This is a genomic window from Pseudomonas sp. SJZ131, from assembly GCF_007828705.1.
Classification (GTDB): domain Bacteria; phylum Pseudomonadota; class Gammaproteobacteria; order Pseudomonadales; family Pseudomonadaceae; genus Aquipseudomonas; species Aquipseudomonas prosekii.
The window spans coordinates 53,871-74,546 of the sequence record NZ_VIVC01000003.1; the positions used below are offsets into that span (position 1 = coordinate 53,871).

Sequence of the window (20,676 nt, forward strand, 5' to 3'; positions counted from 1 at the left end):
CCTCGGCTTGTTTTTTGCCCGCCAAGACCTTCAGTGGATAGGGTGTTATGTCCGGAAAAGCGCAACAGCAGTCTCGTATCAAAGAGTTGATCACACTTGGTCGTGAGCAGGGTTACCTGACTTACGCGGAGGTCAACGACCACCTGCCGGAGGATATTTCAGATCCGGAACAGGTGGAAGACATCATCCGCATGATCAACGACATGGGGATCAACGTATTCGAGGTTGCGCCAGATAAGGATTCCCTTATGCTGGCCGACGCCGATACCGACGAAGCCGCGGCCGAAGAGGCAGCAGCAGCGTTGGCAGCGGTCGAGACCGACATTGGTCGCACCACCGACCCAGTGCGCATGTACATGCGTGAAATGGGTACGGTAGAGCTCCTCACTCGTGAAGGCGAAATTGAAATCGCCAAGCGTATTGAAGAGGGCATCCGCGAAGTGATGGGCGCAATTGCGCACTTCCCTGGCACGGTTGACCACATTCTGTCCGAATACACTCGCGTCACCACCGAAGGTGGTCGCCTGTCCGACGTTCTGAGCGGTTATATCGACCCGGACGACGGCATCGCGCCGCCTGCAGCCGAAGTGCCGCCGCCAGTCGATCCGAAAGCCGTGAAAGCGGAAGACGATACCGACGAAGACGAAGCTGAAGCCAGCACCGACGACGAAGAAGAAGTCGAAAGCGGTCCCGATCCTGTTATCGCCGCACAGCGTTTTGGCGCTGTCTCCGATCAGATGGAAGTGACCCGCAAGGCGCTGAAAAAGCACGGTCGCGGCAACAAGGCGGCGATTGCCGAACTGGTGCTGCTGGCTGAGCTGTTCATGCCGATCAAACTGGTGCCGAAGCAATTCGAAGGCCTGGTCGAGCGTGTTCGCAGTGCCCTGGATCGTCTGCGTCAGCAAGAGCGCGCGATCATGCAGCTTTGCGTTCGTGATGCGCGCATGCCGCGTGCCGACTTCCTGCGCCAGTTCCCGGGCAATGAAGTTGACGAGAGCTGGTCCGATGGCCTGGCCAAAGGCAAAGGCAAATACGCCGAAGCGATTGGTCGCCTGCAACCGGACATCCTGCGTTGCCAGCAGAAGCTGATCGCGCTGCAAACCGAAACCGGTTTGACGATCGCCGAGATCAAGGACATCAACCGTCGCATGTCGATCGGTGAGGCCAAGGCCCGCCGCGCGAAGAAAGAGATGGTCGAAGCGAACTTGCGTCTGGTGATCTCCATCGCCAAGAAGTACACCAACCGTGGCTTGCAATTCCTCGATCTGATCCAGGAAGGCAACATTGGTTTGATGAAAGCGGTAGACAAGTTCGAATACCGCCGCGGCTACAAATTCTCGACTTATGCCACCTGGTGGATCCGTCAGGCGATCACTCGCTCGATCGCCGACCAGGCCCGCACCATCCGTATTCCGGTGCACATGATCGAGACGATCAACAAGCTCAACCGTATTTCCCGGCAGATGTTGCAGGAAATGGGTCGCGAACCGACCCCGGAAGAGCTGGGCGAACGCATGGAAATGCCTGAGGACAAGATCCGCAAGGTATTGAAGATCGCTAAAGAGCCGATCTCCATGGAAACCCCGATCGGTGATGACGAAGACTCCCACCTGGGTGACTTCATCGAAGACTCGACCATGCAGTCGCCAATCGATGTTGCAACCGTTGAGAGCCTTAAAGAAGCGACTCGCGAAGTTCTCTCCGGCCTCACAGCACGTGAAGCCAAGGTTCTGCGCATGCGCTTCGGTATCGACATGAATACCGACCACACCCTCGAGGAGGTTGGTAAGCAGTTCGACGTTACCCGTGAGCGGATTCGTCAGATCGAAGCCAAGGCGTTGCGCAAGCTGCGCCACCCGACGAGAAGCGAGCATTTGCGCTCCTTCCTCGACGAGTGATCACACAACCCCCGGCCCAGGCCGGGGGTTTTGCTTTTTACAGATAAAATCCCCCGCACTACCCTCCCGCCGAATTGCCCGTCTACACTCGAAACATTCCCCCGAGCCATAACGAGACCGTTATGCCCAGACTGCCGACCGTGCTTTTTTTGCTGTCGCTGATGACCTGGACCGCAACGGCTGGCGCGCTGACTCTGACCGACGAAGAACGTAGCTGGCTGGCGGCTCACCCGGACTTGCGCCTGGGTGTCGATGCGTCGTGGCCGCCGTTCGAATTCCGCGACGAACACAACCGTTATCAGGGCTTGGCGGCCGACTACATCAACGTCATTCGCCAGCGCCTGGACATCAAACTCACACCGATCGAACCGGTCAGTTGGACCGTGGTTCTGGAACAAGTCAAACAGGGCAAACTGGACCTGCTGCCGGGCATCATGTCGACGCCCGAACGCCAGAGTTACCTGTCGTTTACCCGTCCCTACCTGGATTTCCCGATTGTCATCCTCGCCCACGTCGGCGGCCCTCAGCCGCGCAAAATCGAAGAACTGTACGGGCTGAAAATCGCCGTGGTGGAAAACTATGCGCCGCACGAACTGCTGCGCACGCATCACCCGGACCTGAATCTGGTGGCGATGCCCAACGTCAGTTCGGCGCTGCAAGCGCTGGCCACCGATGAAGTCGACGCGGTGGTCGGCGACCTTGCCTCCAGCGTCTGGAGCCTGCGCCAACTCAAGCTCGACGGTCTCTACGTCAGCGGCGAAACGCCCTATCGCTATCAACTGGCGATGGCCGTGCCGCCCAACAACAAAATCCTCGTGGGCATTCTCGACAAAGTGCTGGCGGACATGAGCGCCAGCGAAATCAGCGCGATTCAGGAACATTGGATCGGCAACGTCCTCGATCACCGCACGTTCTGGTCGGATTTGCTGGTCTATGGTCTGCCGGGCCTGCTGATTCTAGTCACCGTGCTGGCGGTGGTGATTCGGATCAATCGGCGCTTGAGCTCGGAAATCGCCCGGCGCATCGACCTCGAACAGGAATTGCGCAGCAGCGAATATCACTATCGCGGCCTGGTCGAGAGCTTGTCGGCGATTGCCTGGGAAGCGCGGATCAGCGATTTCACCTACAGCTATGTGTCGCCGCACGCCGAAGATTTACTCGGTTATCCGCTATCGCATTGGCTGATTCCGGGCTTCTGGCGCAACATCATCCACCCCGCCGACCTGACCCGCGCCCAGACCTACTGCGATCACGAAGTCCTCGCCGGCCGCGATCACAGCGTCGATTATCGGGTGATCACCGCCGATGGCCGCTGCCTGTGGGTGCGCGACATCGTCAGCCTGATCGAGCATGGCCACGAACCAGTGCTGCGCGGGTTGATGATCGACATCAGCGACGCCAAACGCACCGAAGAAGCGCTGCGCCTGTCGGAACAGAAGTTCGCCTCGGTGTTCCAGCAATGCCCGGACATTCTGGTGATTGCGCGCCTGTCCGACGGCTGTTTGCTGGAGGTCAACGAAGCGTTCGAAGAGCAGATCGGCCTCAAGGCCCGCGATGTCATCGGCCAGACCGCCACCGATTTGAACATCTGGGGCATTCCCGGCGTCGGCCCCGGCCTGCTGCAACGCTTGCAGGCTGGCAGCATTCGCAACCTGGAGATGCCTTTTCGGCGCAACAATGGCCAAGTGTTCACCGGGCTGATTTCCGCCGAACCGTTCGACCTCGATGAGACCCCGGCGCTGGTGGTGGTGGTGCGCGACATCAGTCAGCTCAAGGAAACCCAGCAACAACTGCAAACCTCCGAAGAGAAGTTCGCCAAAGCCTTCCACGCCTCGCCTGACGGCTTGCTGCTGTCGCGGCAGAGCGACGGCATGCTGCTGGAGGTCAACGAGGGGTTCAGCCGGATTACCGGCTTCAACAGCGCGATGTCGGTGGACCGTTCGACGCTGGACCTGGGCATCTGGGTCAATCTCAACGAGCGCAAACAGATGCTCGACTTGCTGCACCGCGATGGGTTCGTCCGCGATTTCAGTTGCCACATCCGCCGCAACGATGGGCAGATTCGCCTCTGCGAAGTGTCGAGCCGGCCGCTGCCGATTGGCGACGAAGATTGCATGCTGACCATCGCCCGCGACATAACCGAACGCCACTTGATGCAGGAAAAACTGCAACAGGCCGCTACCGTGTTCGAAAGCACCGCGGAAGGCGTGTTGATCACCGACACTCAGCAGCACATCAGCGCGGTCAATCGTGCCTTCACCGAAATCACCGGTTACAGCGAAAGCGAAGCGTTGGGCCACACCCCGCGCCTGCTTGCGTCGGGGCTGCACGACAGCGCGTTTTACGCGGCGATGTGGCATCAGTTGACTGACGAAGGTCACTGGCAAGGCGAGATTTCCAATCGACGCAAGAACGGCGAGCTGTACCCGAGCTGGCTGACGATCAGCGCGGTGCGCAATCGCGAGCAGTTCATCACGCACTTTGTCGCGGTGTTCGCCGACATCTCCAGCCTCAAACACGCGCAAGCCAAACTCGATTATCAGGCGCACCACGACCCGCTCACCGGCCTGCCGAACCGCACGCTGTTCGAAAGCCGCTTGCTCACAGCGTTGAACACCCAACAGGAAAATGGCGGCCAGGGCGCCGTGCTGTTCCTTGACCTCGACCGCTTCAAACACATCAACGACAGCCTCGGTCACCCGGTCGGCGACCTGCTGCTCAAAGGCATCGCCGTGCGCCTCAAGGAGCAACTGCGCGACATCGACACGGTTGCGCGGCTGGGCGGCGATGAGTTCATCATTCTGCTGCCGGGTCTGCAGCAAGCCACCGACGCCGACCACATAGCGAACAAACTGCTCAACTGTTTTGCCGCGCCGTTCCAGGCCGGCGAGCACGAGTTTTTCATCAGCGCGAGCATCGGCAGCAGCCTGTACCCCAAGGACGGTTGCGACGTTGCGACGCTGGTGAAAAATGCCGACGCGGCGATGTACCGCTCCAAAGCCAAGGGCCGCAACCGCGTCGAAAGCTACACCCGCGACCTCACGGCCCAGGCCAGCGAACGTGTGGCGCTGGAACACGAACTGCGCCGCGCCATCGAACGCAACGAACTGCACCTGTATTACCAACCGAAAATCAGCCTCGACGACCATCGTCTGGTCGGCGCCGAAGCGCTGATTCGCTGGCGTCACCCGACGTTCGGCGACGTGCCGCCGGAACACTTCATTCCGCTGGCCGAAGAAAACGGCATGATTCTGCAGATCGGCGATTGGGTGCTTGAGACCGCGTGCCGACAGATGTTCGAGTGGAATCAGGTCTATGAAAGCCTCGGCCCACTGTCGGTCAACCTCGCCGGCGCGCAATTGCGCCAGCCGAATCTGCTCGGCCGCATCGAACAACTGCTCCGGGACAACCGCCTCAAGCCCGGCTTTCTGCAACTGGAAATTACCGAAAACTTCATCATGAGCCAGGCCGAAGAGGCACTCGCGGTGCTGCATCAACTCAAACATCTGGGCGTGCAACTGGCGATCGACGACTTCGGCACTGGCTATTCGTCCCTCAGCTACCTCAAGCGCCTGCCGCTGGACATCCTCAAGATCGACCAGTCTTTCGTCCGCGGATTACCGGATGATCCCCACGACGCGGCGATCGTGCGGGCGATCATCGCGCTCGGCCGCAGCATGCAATTCACCATCATCGCCGAGGGCGTCGAAACCCAGGCCCAACAGCAATTCCTCGCCGCCGAAGGATGCGAACAGATCCAGGGCTACATCGTCAGCCTGCCCCTGCCGCCCGAGGAATTCGCCGCGACGTTTCTTCGTATCGCAGTTTCAGACTTTTCGGATAGCACAGCAGAGAAACCGTCGTTATAATCCGCGACCTACTGAGGGCCTATAGCTCAGTTGGTCAGAGCAGAGGACTCATAATCCTTTGGTCCACGGTTCAAGTCCGTGTGGGCCCACCAAACAAAAAAGCCGCGTGATTACGCGGCTTTTTCGTGTCTGGGGTTTGGGGTTTTCGGGCGCTGCTGAGTAGTAATCTGCAGAAACACTCATGAAATTGACAATCCAGCCTTGAACTCTAGGATGGCTCGACCTATAAATACTATAGAAAATCAATGAGCCTCCTTCCTTTTCCACTGACCCAGAAGAAAGCCCTCGAGATCATACGAGCACTTGCGCAAGTGTCGGAACGCATCTTTTATTCCCCGCATGCCAAGGCACGGATGATCGAGAGAGGTGTGAGCATGCCGGATGTCATGGACTGTCTGGGTAAAGGGCTTATCAGAGAGGGGCCATATCAGCAGCCGGGAGGTGATTGGAGATTTACGATTTCCTGGTTCAGAGCAGGCTCACCACTCGAGATTGTTGGCGCAATCGATGTCGACGACGAGGGGACATTCCTTGTCATAGTGACCACGATTAAAAAGAAGGGGTGAAATTATGTACCACTACGTGGAAAGCGGGCTGCCAAATGTATGGCTCAGCAACGGCTTCGTGGTGAAACAGACCGCCTATGGCGAGTCCATCGCAATCACTGATGTAAAGGGCTTACACGACGTTATCGGCAAGGTTATTGCGGCAAAATCTTCGGTGCTGACAGGCGCTGAGTTCAGGTTCTTGAGGAAAGAGCTTGGACTGTCCCAGGAAAGTCTCGCGGAGATTGTTGGTTTGACCAGCCAGGCCGTTGCGATTTGGGAGAAAACCGACAAAATTCCGTTGGTGAACGACCGCTACTTGCGAGGACTTTATCTGGAGTCAAAAACTGGCGGAGCGGATTTGATGGCAGCTATCAATACCATCAACAAGCTGGACCATGATCTGTACAAATTGAACCTGGAATTCGAAGGCGAATGGCACAACTACGACCGCTCATGCGCGTAGTGCTTAGCGCTTTCCAATTGACGCCCGGCCAATGCCGGGCTTTTTTATGGTCGTGTATTGGCATAAGTACGTGATCGGCGGCTGAAACCTAACTGGAAAGCCATAAAAAAACCGCGCAATTGCGCGGCTTTTTTCCCCACTGCAAATCACCCCTTACTCAGGCAACGCATACGCAATCACGTAATCCCCGCGGTCCGGCGACTGTCGCGCGCCGCCCACGGTCAGCAGGATGTATTGCTTGCCGGTCTTCGGCGAAACGTAGGTCATCGGCCCGGACTGACTGCCTACCGGCAGACGCGATTTCCAGATTTCGTTGCCGTTGCCGGTATCGAACGCACGCAGGTAGAAATCCTGAGTACCGGCGAAGAACAGCAACCCGGACTGCGTCGCGAGCGAAGCGCCGAGTGTCGGCATGCCGATCGGGATCGGCAAATGCATGCGAATACCCAGCGGGCCGGTGTCTTGCACGGTGCCAACCGGGACTTGCCACATCAGTTTGTGGGTCTTCAGGTCGATGGCGGACATGGTGCCGAAAGGTGGTTTCTGGCAAGGAATGCCGGCCGCCGAAAGGAAGCGTTCGCGCATCGCACCGAACGGCGTGCCTTCCTGCGGCACGACGCCCATTTCGATGCCGCTGGCCCCGGCGGCAATCTTGTCGCGCGGGATCATGTAGTTGGCCAGGCCCAGGCGCATGTCGTTGACGAACATGTAGTTAGTGTTCGGATCGACCGACACGCTGCCCCAGTTCATCCCGCCCAGCGAGCCCGGGAATTGCAGCGCGCGGTCCAGGCCCGGCGGCGTGTAGACGCCTTCGTGGCGCATGCCTTTGAACTGAATGCGGCACATCAATTGGTCAAACGGCGTGGCGCCCCACATGTCGGATTCGGTCAGGGTTTTGTTGCCGATCGACGGCATGTCGACCGAGAACGGCTGGGTTGGCGAGTAGCGTTCGCCGGGCACGTTGCCCTGTGGCACCGGGCGTTCTTCAACCTTGGCGATCGGCACGCCGGTTTCGCGATTGAGCAGGAAGATTTCGCCCTGCTTGGTCACTTGCGCCAAGGCTGGCTGGGTGCCGCCCTTGTCGTCCGGCACGTCGTAAAGCAGCGGTTGCGCCGGCAGGTCGAAGTCCCAGAGGTCATGGTGAGTGGTCTGGAAGTGCCAGCGCACCTGACCGGTTTTCACGTCGATGGCGACGATGGACGAGTTCCACTTATCGTCGAATTCGGTGCGTTGGCCGCCGAAAAAGTCCGGCGTCGCGTTGCCGGTTGGCAAATAAACGAGGCCGAGTTGGGCGTCGTAGGACATCGCCGACCAGACGTTCGGTGTGCCTCGGGTGTACGTCTCACCGGGCGGCGGACGTTTCGTGATGTTCGGATTGCCCGGATCCCAGGCCCACACCAGTTCACCGCTGCGCACGTCATACGCGCGGACGACGCCTGGCGGTTCGCCGGTCGAGTAGTTGTCCGCGACGCGCCCACCCACGATCACTACGTCACCCGCCACCAGCGGCGTCGAGGTTTGCTGGAAGTAACCGGGTTTGACTTCGCCCATGTCGGTTTTCAGATCGACCGTGCCTTTGTCGCCGAAGTCTTCGCACGGCTTGCCGGTATCGGCATTGATCGCGATCAGACGCGCATCACCGGTCGGCAGAAACAGACGTTTCGCACAGGCTGTGGGTTGAGTTTCCGACGAGGCAGGCGTTGATGTCGGCGTCGGCGCCGGCGCCGGCGTCTCGGAATAACCCAAACCACGGCAGCGCTGCCAGTTGGGCGCGGTGCCTTGCGGGTCGAATTTCCAGCGCTGGGCGCCGGTATCGGCGTCGAGCGCGAAAACTTTGCCGTACGCGGTGCAGGTGTAGACCGTGTCGCCGATTTGCAGCGGGGTGTTCTGATCTTCAGCGCCAGCGCCGGTGCTTTGCGGAATGTCGCCGGTCTGGAAAGTCCAGGCGACCTGCAATTTGTCGATGTTGCCTTTGTTGATCTGGTCCAGCGCGGCGAAGCGGTTGCCGGCCGTGGTGTTGCCCCAATGCGCCCAATCCTTTTGCTCGGTGCCCGGTTTTACCGGAGTCACCGCAGGTTCGCTGCTGGCCTTGACCACGTGGGTCGGCACGAACATGTAGGCCAGCGTCGCGACTACGCCGACCCCCAGAATGCCCGCCAAACCGTACGCACCGCGCCCTGCGGTGGCGCCGGAAGCGCGAACCAGCGTCGGATAAATCAGCGCAACGACCAGGCCGATCACAGCAAAAGTCAGTACCCGCGACACCAGCGGCCAATAATCCAAACCGCTGTCCCACACCGCCCAGATCGCCGTCAGGATCAGCGCTACGCCATACAGCCAGGCGCCTTGCGGCTGGCGCCGGGCAATCAGCAGCCCGGAAGCGAACATCGCCAGACCCATCAGCAAAAAGTACCAACTGCCGCCCAACGTTGCCAGGTAAGCACCGCCACCGGCCAGGCCCAGCCCGATCAACGCGATCAGGACGCCGAGCCCCAACAGCAACCATTTGCTGCCGGCGGCAGCTCCAGAATTACTCATGTCGAAAGTTTTCCAATGTGTGACAAGCGCAAAATTATGTACTACCTAGTTACTTATGACAATTTGTCGCAGGCAAAATGTTCTGAACGGTACAAAACATGATCGATCAACCGCCGCGAGCGCACTGCAGGATGTGGCTGTAACATGCTGACCACTGATTTTCATGCCGCTGGAGCCGCCCCCTTGCCCGACACTCGCCCGCCCGTGCTAGACGAAATTGACCGCCAGTTGATCGCCGCCCTGCAGATCAACGCCCGCGAAAGTGTCGCCATGCTGGCGCGGCAACTGGGTATTGCGCGCACCACCGTCACGTCGCGATTGGCACGGTTGGAAAAGGCGCGGGTGATCACCGGTTACGGCGTGCGTCTGGGGCAACGCGTGGTTGATGGCGGGTTGCAGGCATATGTCGGGATTACCGTGCAACCGCGTTCCGGCAAAGAAGTGTTGCGGCGTTTGAGCGCGATGGCGCAGGTGCAGCAACTGTGTGCGGTGAGTGGCGAGTTTGATTATGTGGCGTGGTTGCGCACTGATTCGCCGGAGCAGCTGGATCAGTTGCTGGATCAGATCGGCAGCGTGGATGGGGTCGAGAAGACCACGACGTCGATAATCTTGAGCAGCAAGATTGATCGGGGGCAGCCGGTTTAGGTTTGGCTGCGAGGTTTTGCAGCGGCTGGGCGGGCCTCATCGCGAGCAAGCTCGGCTCCCACAGGGTTGTGTGATCAGCCCTTGCAGGAGTGAGCCTTCTCTGCTCCCACAGCGATATGTGGATCAGCCCTTGTAGGAGTGAGCCTGCTCGCGATCGCGGTTTGTCAGCAAACGATGATGTTAAAGACTGTTTACTGACAGATCGCATAAATCACTCGTCATAAAGCACAGCTGATTATCAAAACGACGACACATTGCGTCTTATTAACGTGTTCTGCGCTCTCTAGAATGGCTGGCATCTTTTCCTATACTCAGACGCGCATTCCGCGTCGGGTCGCCAGCAAGGTCAGCCATGAACAAGAACAATCGCCATCCTGCAGACGGTAAGAAACCGATCACAATTTTCGGCCCGGACTTTCCGTTCGCGTTCGACGACTGGATCGAACACCCGGCCGGCCTCGGCAGCATTCCCGAGCACAACCACGGCGCCGAAGTGGCTATCGTTGGTGGCGGCATCGCCGGTCTGGTCGCGGCTTACGAGCTGATGAAACTGGGCCTGAAACCGGTCGTCTACGAAGCCTCGAAAATGGGCGGTCGCCTGCGTTCGCAAGCGTTCAATGGCGCGGAAGGCATCGTTGCCGAGCTCGGCGGCATGCGTTTTCCGGTGTCTTCCACGGCGTTTTATCACTACGTCGACAAACTCGGCCTCGAAACCAAACCGTTCCCCAACCCGCTGACCCCGGCGTCCGGCAGCACGGTGATCGACCTCGAAGGCAAGACTCATTACGCACAAAGCCTGGCGGATCTTCCTGCACTGTTTCAGGAAGTGGCTGACGCCTGGGCGGACGCGCTAGAGGACGGCTCGCGTTACAAAGAGATCCAGCAAGCGATCCGCGACCGTGACGTGCCACGCCTCAAAGAACTGTGGAACACCTTGGTGCCGCTGTGGGATGACCGCACGTTCTACGACTTTGTCGCGACCTCGAAAGCCTTCGCCAAGTTGTCGTTCCATCACCGCGAAGTGTTTGGCCAAGTCGGTTTCGGGACCGGCGGCTGGGATTCGGACTTCCCCAACTCGATGCTGGAAATCTTCCGCGTGGTGATGACCAACTGCGACGACCATCAGCATCTGGTCGTCGGTGGCGTCGAGCAAGTGCCGCTGGGCATCTGGCGCCATGTGCCGGAACGCTGCGTGCATTGGCCGCAGGGCACCAGCCTCAGCTCGCTACACCGAGGCGCGCCGCGCTCGGGCGTGAAGAAAATCGCCCACGCCGAGAACGGCCGTTTCACCGTCACCGACAACTATGGCGACAGCCGCGAATACGCTGCGGTACTGACCACCTGCCAGAGCTGGTTGCTGACCACGCAGATCGAATGCGATGAAACCCTGTTCTCGCAAAAGATGTGGATGGCCCTCGACCGCACCCGTTACATGCCGTCATCAAAAACCTTCGTGATGGTCGACCGCCCGTTCTGGAAGGACAAGGATCCGGAAACCGGCCGCGACCTGATGAGCATGACCCTCACCGATCGCCTGACTCGTGGCACTTATCTGTTCGACAACGGCGACGACAAGCCCGGGGTGATTTGCCTGTCGTACTCGTGGATGAGTGACGCGCTGAAAATGCTCCCGCATCCGGTGGAAAAGCGCGTGAGATTGGCGCTGGACTCGTTGAAAAAGATCTACCCGAAAGTCGATATCGCCGCGCGGATCATTGGCGACCCGATCACCGTTTCCTGGGAATCCGATCCGCACTTCCTCGGCGCGTTCAAAGGCGCCCTGCCCGGCCATTACCGCTACAACCAGCGCATGTACGCGCACTTCATGCAGGACGACATGCCAGCCGAGCAACGCGGGATTTTCATCGCCGGCGACGACGTTTCGTGGACCCCGGCGTGGGTCGAAGGCGCGGTGCAGACCTCGCTCAACGCGGTGTGGGGCATCATGAAACACTTCGGCGGTGAAACTCACGCCGAGAACCCGGGTCCAGGAGATGTGTTCAACGAAATCGGGCCCATCGCCCTGCCCGAGTAAGAGGAATCCGAAATGCGCGTAGCCCTTTACCAATGTCCACCGTTGCCGCTGGACGTCGCCGGCAATCTGCATCGCCTGCATCAACTGGCGCTGGAGGCCCGAGGCGCGGACTTGCTGGTGTTGCCGGAGATGTTTCTGACCGGCTACAACATCGGCGTGGATGCCGTCAGCGTTCTCGCCGAAGTGCACAACGGTGAGTCGGCTCAACAAATTGCGCGCATTGCGAAAACCACCGGCATCGCCATTCTTTATGGTTATCCCGAGCGCACTGAGGACGGCCAGATCTACAACTCGGTGCAACTGATCGACGCCCACGGCGAACGCGTGTGCAACTACCGCAAGACGCATTTGTTCGGCGACCTCGACAACTCGATGTTCAGCGCGGGCGGCGATGAGTTCCCGGTGGTCGAGCTCAATGGCTGGAAAATCGGTTTCCTGATTTGCTACGACATGGAGTTCCCGGAAAACGCCCGACGCTTGGCGTTGGCCGGTGCCGAGCTGATTCTGGTGCCGACCGCGAACATGATTCCTTACGACTTCGTCGCTGACGTCACCGTCCGCTCGCGCGCCTTCGAAAACCAGTGTTATGTGGCTTACGCCAACTATTGCGGCAACGAAGGCGACATCCATTACTGCGGGCAAAGCAGCATCGCCGCGCCGGATGGCAGCCGTATCGCCCAGGCCGGGTTGGACGAAGCGTTGATCGTCGGCGAGCTGGATCGGCAATTGATGCTCGAATCGCGCGCCGCCAATCGCTACTTGATCGATCGCCGTCCTGAACTCTACGGCGAGCTGAACAAGCGCTGAGCCCCGGTTATCCGCTAGCATTAGCGCTTCTCTGTACTGGAAGTGCTCATGCCTGCGCTGAATCATCCCCGCCCTCACACTGAAACCCTGGCCAATGGCCTGCGGGTGACGCTGCGTCACGCGCCCGATTTGAAGCGCGCCGCAGCCGCGTTGCGGGTCGCCGCTGGCAGCCATGACGTACCGCTGGCATGGCCCGGGTTGGCGCATTTTCTTGAGCATTTGCTGTTTCTGGGCACTGAGCGTTTTCCTACGGACGAGGCGCTGATGGCCTACGTCCAGCGGCATGGCGGCCAAGTGAATGCGCGGACCAATGAACGCACCACCGATTTCTTTTTCGAGTTGTCGCCGCAGGCGTTTGCCGGTGGATTGCAGCGTCTGTCGGACATGCTCGCCCACCCGCGTATGAATCTGGACGATCAGGCGCGGGAACGGGAGGTTTTGCACGCGGAATTCGTCGCTTGGTCCCAGGACGCCACGGCGCAACAGCAACTTTCGCTGTTCGACGGGCTGTCGCCGAGTCATCCACTGCGCGGTTTTCATACCGGCAACCGCGATAGCCTGCCGGTGCCGCAGCCTGAGTTTCAGCAGGCTTTGAAGGATTTCTATCAGCAGTTTTACCGCACCGGGCAGATGACCCTGAGTCTGGTAGGCCCGCAAAGTTTTGACGAGTTGCGAGCGATGGCGCAGGCGTTCGACGCGGTTATCGCGTCGGGGGATAAAGTCCAGCAACAGGCGCCAACACTGCTGATGGCTGCGGCGGATAGAAGTTATCAACAGGTCGGCGAGCGTCGCGTGGATCTGCTGTTCGCCCTCGAAGCGCTGCCGGAATCCTCTGCCGAGGCGTTGGCGTTTTTATGTCATTGGCTGAACAACGCGAAATCCGGCGGATTGCTCGCCGAACTGCAAACACAAGGCTTGGCTGACGGTCTGAAAGCCGCGCCGCTGTATCAATTCGCCGGACAGGCTTTGTTGCACATCGAGTTCATCAGCGCTGCGACGCCAAGTGCGCCAAGTGCGCTGCGCGGGCAACTGATGGATTGGCTGGGGTTTTTCGCGTCTCAGCAAAACAGCAGCGAACTGCGCGAAGAATACGCGGCCCTGCTGCAGCGCCAGCAGCAAATGAGCTGCGCTTTGCAACAGGCCCAGCGCGACAGTCAGCAGCTTGAAAGCGCTTTATCCGAACAAGGTGTTGCAGCGCTCCAGAGCATCCTCCAACAAATCGGCGCTGTGGATAACTTCACCGGCCAGTGGCAAGTGCCTGCTGCGAACCCGTTCCTGCGCTCGGACGCAGCATTGGCCAACGCCGGACTGATTCGCGGCCAGACCAGCGCCCACCGTGGTTTGCGCACGTTCGCCCAGGATCGCTCGCGCGGTCGCCGTGAACGCTCGCCGATGCAATTCAGCCAGGCATTGCCCGGCAATACCGAGGCAGGCGCGATTTATCTGCGTTGGCGGTTGGCGGCGGCAGCGGACAGCGGCCTGCAATCCAGTCTCGAAAATAGCCTGCAACCGCTGCGTGAAGACGCGCGTCAGGCGGGTGTCGAGGTTTCTTTTGACGTGTCGGGGAACCAAGGGTTGCTGAAGATGACCGGTTTGCAGGAGCCAATGCCGAAAATCCTTGAACACGCGCTGACGCTTCTGACGAAACCTGACGCCGATTTCCCACGCGTCGCAACCACAAGTCCTGCGTTGATGCCGATTCGGCAACTGCTCAAAGCGCTGCCGGCGTGTGGACTGGAACCGGCGAATGTCTCAGACAATCTGCAACAACTCTGGTCGAACGCACGCTGGGATGGCTTGGCGGTCGGTTTGTCGGCGCAGACGCAAGCGGCGATGGGCGTTGCGCTGAGCCGTATTCCGGGGATCGCCGACGCGCAACTGACGCCGCCGCCATCGCTCCATTCGCAACATGTGTGGCATTGCATCGAAACCCAATCCAGCGAAGCGGCGCTGCTGCTCTTTTGCCCTACAGCTACCCAGGAAATTACGGACGAAGCCGCATGGCGTTTGCTCGCGCATTTGAGCCAAACCGCGTTCTACCAGCGCCTGCGCGTCGAGCTGCAACTGGGTTACGCGGTGTTCAGCGGATTGCGCCAGATGAATGGCCAGGCCGGTTTGCTGTTTGGCGTGCAGTCGCCGACGGTCGCGGTGGTCGAATTGCTCGGGCACATCGACCATTTCCTCAGTGGACTGACAGAACTGATCAGTGGCCTCGACGATCACTCCTGGCTCGCGCAACGCCAGGCCCTCGCGGATCAATTCGACATCGAGGCGCTGCCGAGCGTGCAGGCGGCCGAACTGCTTTGGCAGGCAAAACTGGCCGGCCACTCGTCGGATTACCTCTCGCAACTTGGTGAAACCATTTTGTCCATCGACCGAGCCGAATTGTTCGCCGCCGCCCAGCGTCTTAATACTGCGGCAGGCGGTTGGCGCTGTGTCGCCAACACGCCGTGCCCCGGCGGTCTTTGGCAAGTGGCGAAATGATCATTACGGGCGCTGCAATTAGCTTTCTCAAACTTTCACGGGCAAGCGCTCGGTAATTTTGAGTAACATAGCCGCCTAACTATCTGAACATCTCCGGCTGGAGGTGGACTATATGTATAGGTCTCAGCTGTCCCATCCACCTGAAAGGAGCACTTTTATGTCCTGGTCCAAACCTGCTTACACCGACCTGCGTATCGGCTTTGAAGTCACCATGTACTTCGCAAGCCGCTAAGTTTGTCCTGTGTCACAGCGCCTCGGTTTGCCGAGGCGTTTTTATTTTCGGTTTTCAAATGATGGAGCGGCCATGTTTGTCCAGATTCTAGGTTCCGCCGCCGGCGGTGGTTTCCCGCAGTGGAATTGCAACTGCGTGAACTGTGCCGGTTTTCGCGACGGCAGCCTGAACGCCAAGGCGCGTACTCAATCGTCCATCGCGATTTCCGATGACGGCGTGAATTGGGTGCTGTGCAATGCGTCGCCGGACATCCGCGCCCAACTCCAGAGCTTCGCCCCGATGCAACCGGGCCGTGCGCTGCGCGATACCGGGATCAGCGCAATCATCCTGATGGACAGCCAGATCGACCACACCACCGGTTTGCTCAGTCTGCGCGAAGGTTGCCCGCACCAGGTCTGGTGCACCGACATGGTCCACGAAGATTTGAGCACGGGTTTCCCGCTGTTCACCATGCTGACCCACTGGAACGGCGGGCTGAACTGGAACCGCATCGAACTCGACCAGAGCTTCAGCGTCCCCGCCTGCCCGAACCTGCGTTTCACCCCGCTGCCGTTGCGCAGCGCCGCGCCGCCCTACTCGCCGCACCGTTTCGACCCGCACCCGGGCGATAACATCGGCCTGATCGTTGAAGACCTGAGCACCGGCGGCAAGCTGTTTTACGCACCGGGCCTGGGCAAAGTCGACGCGCCTTTGCTGCAAATCATGGCCGAAAGCGATTGCCTGCTGGTGGACGGCACGATGTGGGACGACGACGAAATGCAGCGTCGCGGCGTTGGCACCCGTACCGGTCGGGAAATGGGTCATTTGGCGCAGAACGGCCCCGGCGGCATGCTGGAAGTGCTCGAACAACTGCCCAAGCAGCGCAAAGTGCTTATCCACATCAACAACACCAACCCGATCCTCGACGAAGATTCACCGGAGCGCGCGGAATTGGCGCGGCGTGGGGTTGAAGTGGCGTATGACGGGATGAGTATTGTGTTGTAGCTGAGGGCCCTTCGCGGGCGAGCCTCGCTCCTACAGGGCATAGCGAAGAACCTGTAGGAGCGAGGCTCGCCCGCGAAAGCGTCCGACCCGACACCAAAGAATCCACCGGTCCTACCCGGAGAACCGAAATGACTGACACCGCAATGTCCCCCACCGAGTTCGAAGCCGCCCTGCGCGCCAAGGGCGCCTATTACCACATCTATCACCCGTATCACGTGGCGATGTATGAAGGTCGGGCGACGCGTGAACAAATTCAGGGCTGGGTGGCCAACCGCTTCTACTATCAGGTGAACATCCCCCTGAAGGACGCGGCGATCCTCGCCAATTGCCCGGACCGCGAGATCCGCCGCGAGTGGATTCAGCGCCTGCTCGACCATGACGGCGCGCCCGGTGAAGACGGCGGCATCGAAGCATGGCTGCGCCTCGGCCAGGCGGTTGGCCTCGATCCGGACCAGTTGCGCTCGCAGGAACTGGTGCTGCCCGGCGTGCGTTTCGCTGTCGATGCCTACGTCAATTTCGCCCGTCGGGCCAGTTGGCAGGAAGCCGCCAGCAGCTCGTTGACCGAACTGTTCGCGCCGCAGATCCACCAATCGCGCCTCGACAGTTGGCCGCAGCATTACCCGTGGATCGACCCGGCCGGCTACGAATATTTCCGCACTCGCCTGGGTCAGGCGCGGCGCGATGTCGAGCATGGGTTGGCGATCACTTTGCAGCACTACACCACCCGCGCCGGCCAGGAGCGCATGCTGGAAATTCTCCAGTTCAAACTGGACATTCTTTGGAGCATGCTCGATGCCATGACCATGGCGTATGAGCTCAATCGCCCGCCTTACCACAGCGTGACCGAGCAACGGGTCTGGCATAAAGGAATCATTTTATGAGTTTCGATCGCAGCAAAGTCCCGACCTGGCGTCAGGGATACCGCTACCAATACGAACCGGCGCAGAAGGGCCACGTGCTGCTGTACCCGGAAGGCATGATCAAACTCAATGAAAGTGCGGCGCTGATCGGCGGATTGATCGACGGCGAACGTGATGTCGCGGCGATCATCGCCGAACTGGAGGCTAAATTCCCCGGTGTGCCCGAGCTCGGTGTAGACATCGAGCAATTCATGGAGGTCGCCCGTGCTGAGCACTGGATCGAACTTGCCTGACACCCTGTCGGACAAGTTACCGCCCAAACCGGAAATTGGCCTGCCACTGTGGCTGCTGGCCGAGCTGACGTATCGCTGCCCGCTGCAATGTCCGTACTGCTCCAATCCGCTGGATTTCGCCGAGCAGGGCAAAGAGCTGAGCACCGAACAGTGGATCAAAGTGTTTCGCGAAGCGCGGGAAATGGGCGCGGCGCAATTGGGTTTCTCCGGCGGCGAACCGCTGGTGCGCCAGGACCTCGCCGAATTGATCGCCGAGGCGCGCAAGTTGGGTTTCTACACCAACCTGATCACCTCGGGCATCGGCCTCACCGAGCAGAAAATCAGCGACTTCAAGAAGGCCGGCCTCGACCATATCCAGATCAGTTTTCAGGCCAGCGACGAGCAGGTGAATAACCTCCTCGCCGGTTCGAAAAAAGCCTTCGCGCAAAAGCTCGAAATGGCCCGCGCGGTGAAGGCGCACGGTTATCCGATGGTGCTGAACTTCGTCACTCATCGACACAATATCGACAAGATCGACCGGATCATCGAGCTGTGCATTGCGCTGGAAGCCGACTTCGTCGAGCTCGCGACTTGCCAGTTCTACGGTTGGGCGCAGCTCAATCGTGTCGGTTTGTTGCCGACCAAGGAACAACTGGTCCGCGCCGAACGCATCACCAACGAATACCGCGCCAAACTGGAAGCCGAAGGGCATCCGTGCAAACTGATTTTTGTCACGCCGGATTACTATGAAGAACGCCCGAAAGCCTGCATGAATGGCTGGGGCAGTATTTTTCTCACTGTCACGCCGGACGGCACCGCGCTGCCCTGCCACGGTGCCCGACAGATGCCGGTGCAATTTCCCAACGTGCGCGATCACACCATGCAACACATCTGGTACGACTCGTTCGGCTTCAACCGCTTTCGCGGTTACGACTGGATGCCCGAGCCGTGCCGCTCCTGCGACGAGAAAGAAAAGGACTTCGGCGGCTGTCGCTGCCAGGCGTTCATGCTCACGGGCGATGCAAGCAATGCCGACCCGGTGTGCAGCAAATCGGAACATCACGGCGTGATTCTCAAGGCCCGCGAAGAAGCCGAGCACGCGACTCAAACCATTGAACAACTGGCCTTTCGCAATGAACGAAACTCACGACTCATCGCTAAAGGCTGAGCCTTTCAGCGCGCTCAAGGCTGTTGCCGCCGGCATCGATTTTGCCGAATTGCAACTCGGCCGCCATGGCTTGTTCTGGAACGAATACCGTCCCGAGGACGGCGCTTGCCGGATCTGGCACTGGCGCGACGGGCACGCCCACTGCATGACGCCGCCAGGTTTCAGCGTGCGCAGCCGCGTGTACGAATATGGTGGCGGCGCGTTTTGCCTGACCGATGACGGCGTTGCTTTCGTTAACGAGGCCGATCAGCAGTTGTATCGCCAGTCGCTGAACAGCGAACCCCCGCACGCCCTGACTTCCAATGAGTGCCGCTATGGCGATCTGCAGTTTGCCGATGGCCAAGTGTTGGCGGTTGAGGAAAACCACGATCAGCATCGCTTGGTCGCCATCGACCTCGCGGATGGCGTGCGTCATCTGCTGGCCGAGGGTGCTGATTTCTACGCAGCACCGACGCTGAGCCCGGACGCCCGGCGCCTGACGTGGATCGAGTGGAGCCGGCCCGATCAACCGTGGACCGCAACGCGCCTGATGGTTGCCGAGCGTGAGGATCAGGCCAGTTTCGGCGCGCCGCGCTGTGTAGCGGGCGATGCTGGCGAAGAGTCGTTGCAGCAACCGCGTTTTGATCAGAGCGGTCGTTTGTATTGCCTGACCGATCGCAACGGGTTTTGGCAGCCATGGGCGGAGTCGGCTGACGGCTTGAGCGCGTTGGCGAGCGCCGCTGCCGATCACGGACCGGCGCCGTGGCAATTGGGCGGCAGCACTTGGTTGCCGCTCGGTGGCGAAAACTATCTGGCGAGCTGGACCGAGGGCGGCTTTGGCCGGTTGGAAATCCGCGGTGATGTCACTGAAGATTTCACCGGGGATTACACGCGGTTTCGCAGTCTAGCGATGGATGAAAAGTGCATTTACTGCATCGCCGCCTCGCCGATCAGTTCTGCGGCAGTGATCGCGATTGACCGCAGCACCGGCGCGGTCAAAACCTTGGCCGGCGGTATCGCCCCGCTGCCCGCCGAACAGGTCAGCCGTCCACAAACCCTGCGTTACCCAAGCGGTTCGGGCGAGGCGCATGGCTTCTTCTATCCGGCCATGACTGGCGAAGCGAAACCGCCGCTGGTGGTGTTCATCCACGGCGGCCCGACGTCGGCCTGCTACCCGATGCTCGACCCGCGCATTCAATATTGGGCACAACGCGGTTTTGCCGTGGCCGACCTCAACTATCGCGGCAGCAGCGGATATGGCCGCGAATACCGCCAGGCACTGCACTTGAGTTGGGGTGATGTCGACGTCGAAGATGCTTGCGCGGTGGTGACCTACCTCGCCGAACGCGGACTCATCGACGGCGAAAAAGCCTTCATCCGCGGCGGCAGTGCCGGCGGTTACACGACGCTGTGCGCGCTGGCGTTCCACAAGGTTTTCCGCGCTGGCGCCAGCCTTTACGGCGTCAGCGATCCGGTAGCGCTGGCGAGGGCGACGCACAAGTTCGAGGGCGATTATCTCGACTGGCTGATCGGCGATCCGCAGCAAGACGCCGAACGCTACGCCGCGCGCACACCGTTACTGCACGCGAAAAACATCAGGGTGCCGGTGATTTTCTTTCAGGGAGAACTGGACGCGGTGGTGGTTCCGCAGCAGACCCGCGACATGGTCACGGCGCTCGAGGACAACGGCATTTTGGTCGAAGCGCACTATTACGCAGACGAGCGACATGGCTTCCGCAAGGCCGGGAACCAGGCACATGCGCTGGAACAGGAGTGGTTGTTTTATCGGCGGGTGATTGAGTCAACCGAATGAAACCGAGTCGCGCCGTTCGCGGGCAAGCCTTGCTCCTACAGGTATGGCGCAAAGCCTTGTAGGAGCGAGGCTCGCCCGCGA

General features: G+C 59.9%; 15 protein-coding genes and 1 tRNA gene. 15 read left to right on the plus strand and 1 reads right to left on the minus strand.

The annotated features are described in order from the left end of the window. Positions 1–47 precede the first annotated feature (47 nt). From rpoD to FBY12_RS14455, 5 genes are all read left to right on the plus strand, one after another. Positions 48–1,898: an RNA polymerase sigma factor RpoD gene (gene rpoD / locus FBY12_RS14435; protein WP_092277246.1), complete on the plus strand. Its 1,851-nt coding sequence runs from the start codon at positions 48–50 to the stop codon at positions 1,896–1,898. A gap of 122 nt (positions 1,899–2,020) precedes the next feature. Beyond that, positions 2,021–5,767 carry a bifunctional diguanylate cyclase/phosphodiesterase gene (locus FBY12_RS14440; protein ID WP_145253383.1) on the plus strand — a complete coding sequence of 1,249 codons (3,747 nt, stop codon included), beginning with the start codon at positions 2,021–2,023 and terminating at the stop codon, positions 5,765–5,767. Positions 5,768–5,782: 15 nt separating this feature from the next. Then, positions 5,783–5,859, plus strand: a tRNA-Ile gene (locus FBY12_RS14445). Positions 5,860–6,012: 153 nt separating this feature from the next. After that, positions 6,013–6,333, plus strand: a complete 321-nt coding sequence (locus tag FBY12_RS14450; RefSeq protein WP_145253385.1) for a DUF4258 domain-containing protein — start codon at positions 6,013–6,015, stop codon at positions 6,331–6,333. Positions 6,334–6,337: 4 nt separating this feature from the next. After that, positions 6,338–6,778 (plus strand): DNA-binding transcriptional regulator, encoded by a 441-nt coding sequence (locus FBY12_RS14455; RefSeq protein WP_145253387.1) that lies wholly within the window; start codon positions 6,338–6,340, stop codon positions 6,776–6,778. A gap of 153 nt (positions 6,779–6,931) precedes the next feature. Here the strand turns inward: FBY12_RS14455 and FBY12_RS14460 are convergent, their stop codons facing one another. Next, the gene (locus FBY12_RS14460) at positions 6,932–9,316 is read right to left on the minus strand and encodes a glucose/quinate/shikimate family membrane-bound PQQ-dependent dehydrogenase (RefSeq protein ID WP_145253389.1); all 2,385 of its coding nucleotides are present in this window, start codon (positions 9,314–9,316) and stop codon (positions 6,932–6,934) included. Between the two features lie 183 nt (positions 9,317–9,499). On the opposite strand from FBY12_RS14460, the gene FBY12_RS14465 reads away from it, so the two are divergent. The 10 genes from FBY12_RS14465 to FBY12_RS14510 all read left to right on the plus strand — a co-directional run bounded on the left by FBY12_RS14465 (position 9,500) and on the right by FBY12_RS14510 (position 20,595). Beyond that, positions 9,500–9,961 (plus strand): Lrp/AsnC family transcriptional regulator, encoded by a 462-nt coding sequence (locus tag FBY12_RS14465; protein ID WP_008067391.1) that lies wholly within the window; start codon positions 9,500–9,502, stop codon positions 9,959–9,961. A 352-nt stretch (positions 9,962–10,313) separates the two neighbouring features. After that, a complete protein-coding gene (locus FBY12_RS14470) occupies positions 10,314–11,996 on the plus strand; it encodes an NAD(P)/FAD-dependent oxidoreductase (protein ID WP_145253391.1) in 1,683 nt (560 codons plus the stop codon). 12 nt (positions 11,997–12,008) lie between these two features. Beyond that, positions 12,009–12,803 carry a carbon-nitrogen hydrolase family protein gene (locus tag FBY12_RS14475; protein WP_145253394.1) on the plus strand — a complete coding sequence of 265 codons (795 nt, stop codon included), beginning with the start codon at positions 12,009–12,011 and terminating at the stop codon, positions 12,801–12,803. Positions 12,804–12,851: 48 nt separating this feature from the next. Further along, the gene (gene pqqF, locus FBY12_RS14480) at positions 12,852–15,287 is read left to right on the plus strand and encodes a pyrroloquinoline quinone biosynthesis protein PqqF (RefSeq protein ID WP_145253396.1); all 2,436 of its coding nucleotides are present in this window, start codon (positions 12,852–12,854) and stop codon (positions 15,285–15,287) included. A gap of 157 nt (positions 15,288–15,444) precedes the next feature. After that, entirely contained in the window at positions 15,445–15,519 is a 75-nt protein-coding gene (pqqA, locus tag FBY12_RS14485; protein ID WP_009045898.1) for a pyrroloquinoline quinone precursor peptide PqqA, read from the plus strand. Between the two features lie 72 nt (positions 15,520–15,591). Next, positions 15,592–16,503 carry a pyrroloquinoline quinone biosynthesis protein PqqB gene (gene pqqB / locus FBY12_RS14490; protein ID WP_145253398.1) on the plus strand — a complete coding sequence of 304 codons (912 nt, stop codon included), beginning with the start codon at positions 15,592–15,594 and terminating at the stop codon, positions 16,501–16,503. A 128-nt stretch (positions 16,504–16,631) separates the two neighbouring features. After that, a complete protein-coding gene (gene pqqC, locus FBY12_RS14495; protein ID WP_145253400.1) occupies positions 16,632–17,384 on the plus strand; it encodes a pyrroloquinoline-quinone synthase PqqC in 753 nt (250 codons plus the stop codon). Next, a complete protein-coding gene (pqqD, locus tag FBY12_RS14500) occupies positions 17,381–17,656 on the plus strand; it encodes a pyrroloquinoline quinone biosynthesis peptide chaperone PqqD (protein WP_145253402.1) in 276 nt (91 codons plus the stop codon). The genes pqqC and pqqD overlap by 4 nt, the downstream gene beginning before the upstream one ends. A gap of 4 nt (positions 17,657–17,660) precedes the next feature. Next, positions 17,661–18,803 (plus strand): pyrroloquinoline quinone biosynthesis protein PqqE, encoded by a 1,143-nt coding sequence (gene pqqE, locus FBY12_RS14505; RefSeq protein ID WP_167370475.1) that lies wholly within the window; start codon positions 17,661–17,663, stop codon positions 18,801–18,803. After that, positions 18,769–20,595 (plus strand): S9 family peptidase, encoded by a 1,827-nt coding sequence (locus tag FBY12_RS14510; RefSeq protein WP_145253406.1) that lies wholly within the window; start codon positions 18,769–18,771, stop codon positions 20,593–20,595. The genes pqqE and FBY12_RS14510 overlap by 35 nt, the downstream gene beginning before the upstream one ends. Positions 20,596–20,676 lie beyond the last annotated feature (81 nt).

Bases quoted from the DNA above. Each gene is read 5' to 3' on its own strand.
- FBY12_RS14440 (WP_145253383.1), top strand. From the start codon at position 2,021: ATGCCCAGACTGCCGACCGTGCTTTTTTTGCTGTCGCTGATGACCTGG.
- FBY12_RS14460 (WP_145253389.1), bottom strand. From the start codon at position 9,316: ATGAGTAATTCTGGAGCTGCCGCCGGCAGCAAATGGTTGCTGTTGGGG.
- FBY12_RS14510 (WP_145253406.1), top strand. From the start codon at position 18,769: ATGAACGAAACTCACGACTCATCGCTAAAGGCTGAGCCTTTCAGCGCG.
- pqqC (WP_145253400.1), top strand. From the start codon at position 16,632: ATGACTGACACCGCAATGTCCCCCACCGAGTTCGAAGCCGCCCTGCGC.
- FBY12_RS14455 (WP_145253387.1), top strand. From the start codon at position 6,338: ATGTACCACTACGTGGAAAGCGGGCTGCCAAATGTATGGCTCAGCAAC.
- pqqD (WP_145253402.1), top strand. From the start codon at position 17,381: ATGAGTTTCGATCGCAGCAAAGTCCCGACCTGGCGTCAGGGATACCGC.
- rpoD (WP_092277246.1), top strand. From the start codon at position 48: ATGTCCGGAAAAGCGCAACAGCAGTCTCGTATCAAAGAGTTGATCACA.
- pqqB (WP_145253398.1), top strand. From the start codon at position 15,592: ATGTTTGTCCAGATTCTAGGTTCCGCCGCCGGCGGTGGTTTCCCGCAG.
- FBY12_RS14470 (WP_145253391.1), top strand. From the start codon at position 10,314: ATGAACAAGAACAATCGCCATCCTGCAGACGGTAAGAAACCGATCACA.
- FBY12_RS14450 (WP_145253385.1), top strand. From the start codon at position 6,013: ATGAGCCTCCTTCCTTTTCCACTGACCCAGAAGAAAGCCCTCGAGATC.
- FBY12_RS14475 (WP_145253394.1), top strand. From the start codon at position 12,009: ATGCGCGTAGCCCTTTACCAATGTCCACCGTTGCCGCTGGACGTCGCC.
- pqqF (WP_145253396.1), top strand. From the start codon at position 12,852: ATGCCTGCGCTGAATCATCCCCGCCCTCACACTGAAACCCTGGCCAAT.